Source organism: Coprobacter sp. (assembly GCF_982436375.1).
In genome coordinates this window covers 1-4211 of sequence record NZ_CEWDCG010000231.1, presented here as the reverse complement: position 1 = coordinate 4211, position 4211 = coordinate 1, and the positions used below count along the sequence as shown (strand labels likewise).

The window sequence follows — 4211 nt, the reverse complement described above, 5'->3', positions numbered from 1 at the left end:
ACTGCCTGTAAATAGCCCAATTATACACAAAACTTTTTTTCGAATAAAAAGCTACATAAAACTGAGATCATTTCATATTAAGCTTGTATTTTCTGAAAATACCTCTTTCATAAAAAAGAAAAATTGACAATAACAAATCTAAGGTCTCCGTTGTTCTATAAATACATTTCTTTTAAATAACGGCAAATAAAACATATTATGTACAGAAACTTATTTTTATTTCTTTATTTTATTATGGTACTCACAGGACACGCTCAAAGTATTGAATCACCTAATCGCCAATTAAATCTGACATTTCACGTCGATAACGGCATTCCGTATTATTCCTTACTGTATAAAGGGAAAATAATTATTGAAAAAAGCAGACTTGGTTTTGAAATGAAAAATATTCCATCTATGGTAGATAATTTCAGTATATTAAAAAGTTCGACATCTGCTTTTGATGAAACATGGGAACCCGTATGGGGAGAGGTAAAAAAAATACGAAATCAATATAATGAACTGGAAATTACTTTGGAACAAGGTAGTCCGAAAAGAACTGTTATTATACGATTCAGATTATACGATGATGGACTTGGGTTCAGGTATGAATTTCCAAATCAAAAAAATCTTTCTTATTTTACAATTGCCGAAGAAATTACTCAATTTAATTTAGGAAAAGATTATACTGCATTTTGGATAAGAGGAGACTACGATACAAACGAATATAATTATACGACATCATTATTATCAGAAGTCTCACACCAAATAGATGCCGCTACCGAAGAAATCTCGGCACAAACACCAACTAAAGAGATATCTGTACAAACTCCTCTGATGCTTAAAGGTAACGGGGTCTATATAAATATCCATGAAGCTGCTTTAAAAGATTATCCTGCTATGTTATTGGAACTGGATAGTACCGGAGTGATATTATCAACACATTTGACTCCAGACCCGTTAGGAGGAAAAGGCAGAATGCAAACAGCAACTCAAACTCCTTGGAGAACAATATTAATAAGCGATAATGCTGCAGATATTCTGGCGTCAAAGACCATTCTCAATTTAAATGAGCCCAACAAAATCGAAGATACCTCATGGATAAAGCCAATGAAATATATAGGTGTTTGGTGGGAAATGTTCATTCCAAATGGAGGTTCCTGGGCTTATGCAGACACGTCTAATATAAAGCTTGATGAAATCGACTATTCTCGGATAGAACCGAACGGACGCCACGCAGCGAACACTGAGAACGTGAAACGCTATATAGATTTTGCAGCTAAACACGGCTTTGACGGAGTATTGGTGGAAGGTTGGAATATCGGATGGGAAGATTGGTTTGGAACAATGAAAGAGAATGTTTTCGATTTTGTTACACCTTATCCGGATTTCGATTTAAATGAGCTCAAAAAATATGCGGCACAAAAAGGAGTGAAATTGATTATGCACCACGAGACATCAGCTTCGATTCCAAACTACGAACGCCGAATGAATGAAGCTTATCAATTTATGAAAGATAACGGCTATGATGCCGTAAAATCGGGATATGTGGGAACAATTATTCCTTTGGGAGAGCATCATTATGGACAAACTATGGTAAATCATTACTTGAGAGCTATCGAAAAAGGTGCTGACTATAAAATCATGATTAATGCTCACGAACCTGTACGCCCGACAGGAATGCATCGTACTTACCCAAATTATTTGGCTGCAGAATCGGCTCGAGGAACAGAATATGAGGCATTGGGAAATATCAAACCAGATCATCAGACCATATTACCATTTACCAGGCTTATCGGAGGTCCGATGGATTATACCCCGGGAATTTTCCAAACAGACTTTAGCTATTATGATCCAAATGTTAAAAATAGGGTTAACACAACATTATCAAAACAATTGGCCTTATATGTAACGATGTACAGTCCTTTACAAATGGCTGCGGATTTACCGGAAAATTATGAAAGATTTGCTGATGCTTTTCAATTTATCAAGGATGTTCCTGTTGACTGGGACGATACTCGAATATTGGAAGCCGAACCCGGAGATTATATCACTATCGCCAGAAAAAAGAAAGGGGAAGACGAATGGTTCATCGGTGGCATTACAGATGAAAATAAAAGAGTCTCAAATATCCGCTTAAATTTTCTTGATCCGGGCAAGAACTATATCGCAACTATATATGCTGATGGAGAAGATGCCGATTATGAAACCCGTCCACAATCCTATACCATCAAAAACTATCGAGTAAATTCTAAATCAGAATTAGCTATTCCTATTGCACGTAGCGGCGGATATGCCATTCATATAAAAGAAAACAGTTCTCAAACGAATTAACAAGAGTATAATTCCCATAACAAAAGGCTGTTTTGTTGAATTACAAAACAGCCTTTTGTTATAAATCTTATTTTTTAACCGACGCATCTGTTTTATTATCAGCCACCTTTCTTCTCAAAGGGAATTTATAGTAAATCGAATACGTTATCCCCAAAACAGAACCTTTATTCCCATAACCGGGGATAAACCACGGAGTAGAAAAGTCATTACTTTTTGCCTTTATCAGCCATTTATAACGGACAGTCCACCCCATCATCAAATCCTTATACAAACGAACACGAATACCGCCTAACGCCTCGATCCATTGTGCTTTAGATTTTTGTCCGGTAATACTCTCACTATAAGAAGTTCCCCAATAGGGAGATTCTAATGTTATATTCGTTATATCATACTTGAAAGCAGAAAAACCATACCGCAATCCTACGAAAAAAGTTCCAGGACCGTCATTATTATAATGAAAATTATAATTTATACCGATACGGTTATAAAGCGCAGGCTTACCGACATAAGTAAAATTCATTTCTTCAGGTCTGTTATCGGCACGCCCTATCCCAATCTCCCAAGTAGGTAAAAAGCGATTATACATATTCAACTCCAAACTCGCTTCATAATTTCCATACTTCTGCCCGAACAAATTCGCTACAGGATTATACAAATCAACGCCCAAAATAAGTCCGTTCAATAATGGGAATTTATATTTAGATTCCTTCTTTTCCTCTTTTTTCTGAGGAACTGAATTTGTCGACTGTCGTTGCTGAGCGAATGTTGCAGAAACGATCAACAAAAAAATGACCGATAGCAAGTTATTCCGCTTCTTCAACATGATAGAAAAGTTTTACATTCTCAATATTCAGGTTATCGATCTCCTTAGTCAATAATGTCGCTGAGACAAGTTGATGAGTCGTATATCTAAAATCATCGATCACATAATTAAACATTGCACCACATTCGGCCGATTCAAATTTCACATACGAATGATATACAAATGTCAACGTATCGAATTTGTATCTGGGATTCAGGTTTTCCTGGTCATAGCGCAAAACATATTTTGTCGTATCTACACCATCTCTCAATGGCGCCATGAATTGATTTACCGAGGCTGTATCCAAAAGCAAAGAATCATTTATCTGCCCTATTCCCCATACCGTCAGCGAGTCTATCGCAACTCGTTGAGTCGTATCGGCATCGGAATAAAAAGCTATCAACGGGATACTGCTACGATTTTCCATACAGCCATCGTCTCCACATGATACAAATCCTATTCCCAGCAAAAAAACTACTAAAATAATATCTAATATTTTCCCCATTTTACAATTTCATTAAACGCTTTTCGTTTTTTCGGTGTAGAGGCGAATACATCGGGATTTTCGGGATAACCGATCGGTATTAAAACCAGAGGTTCGATATCCTCAGGAAGGTTCAAGATTTCAGCACATAACTTCGTATCGAAATTGCACACCCAGCATGTGCCTAACTCCTGTTCCGTTGCTGCTAAACAAAGATGCTCGACTGCAATCGCAACATCCACATCACAAAAATCTTTCATATCGCTTTTCCGCTTCCATGATTGTCGGTGATCTCCACATGCAACAATATAAACCGGAGCTTGAGTAAACCAGTCTCGGTCATAACACTGTTGTAATTTTTTCCGGTCTTTCTCATCCTGAATTACAATAAAAAGCCAAGGCTGAAAATTTACTGCCGAAGGAGCTAATCGAACGGCTTCTAATATATATTCAAGCTTTTCCGATTCTACAGCACGAGATGTATATGCCCGGACAGAACATCGCAGACGCGCTAAAGTCAGCAAATCGAAACCTTCATTATCACCATCGGTCTTTTTCATAATTTTATATCTTTAATCCGGAAATTATTTTATCTCTTTTTCAATATTATAT

4 protein-coding genes are annotated in these 4211 nt (G+C 36.9%); 1 reads left to right on the top strand and 3 read right to left on the bottom strand.

Features of this window, described 5'->3' with window-relative positions:
* The first annotated feature begins 198 nt into the window (after positions 1-198).
* A complete protein-coding gene (locus AC1WHX_RS10900) occupies positions 199-2313 on the top strand; it encodes a glycoside hydrolase family 97 protein (RefSeq protein WP_303115893.1) in 2115 nt (704 codons plus the stop codon).
* Between the two features lie 67 nt (positions 2314-2380).
* Here the strand turns inward: AC1WHX_RS10900 and AC1WHX_RS10895 are convergent, their stop codons facing one another.
* Genes AC1WHX_RS10895 through AC1WHX_RS10885 form a run of 3 tightly spaced genes read right to left on the bottom strand, consistent with a single transcriptional unit; the run spans position 2381 to position 4159 of the window.
* Positions 2381-3136 (bottom strand): DUF6048 family protein, encoded by a 756-nt coding sequence (locus tag AC1WHX_RS10895; protein ID WP_009317916.1) that lies wholly within the window; start codon positions 3134-3136, stop codon positions 2381-2383.
* On the bottom strand, positions 3117-3620 hold the full coding sequence (locus AC1WHX_RS10890; RefSeq protein WP_009317917.1) for a DUF6452 family protein: 504 nt from the start codon (positions 3618-3620) through the stop codon (positions 3117-3119). Before AC1WHX_RS10890 ends, AC1WHX_RS10895 begins: the two co-directional genes overlap by 20 nt.
* Positions 3605-4159, bottom strand: a complete 555-nt coding sequence (locus AC1WHX_RS10885; RefSeq protein WP_009317918.1) for a nitroreductase family protein — start codon at positions 4157-4159, stop codon at positions 3605-3607. The genes AC1WHX_RS10890 and AC1WHX_RS10885 overlap by 16 nt, the downstream gene beginning before the upstream one ends.
* Positions 4160-4211 lie beyond the last annotated feature (52 nt).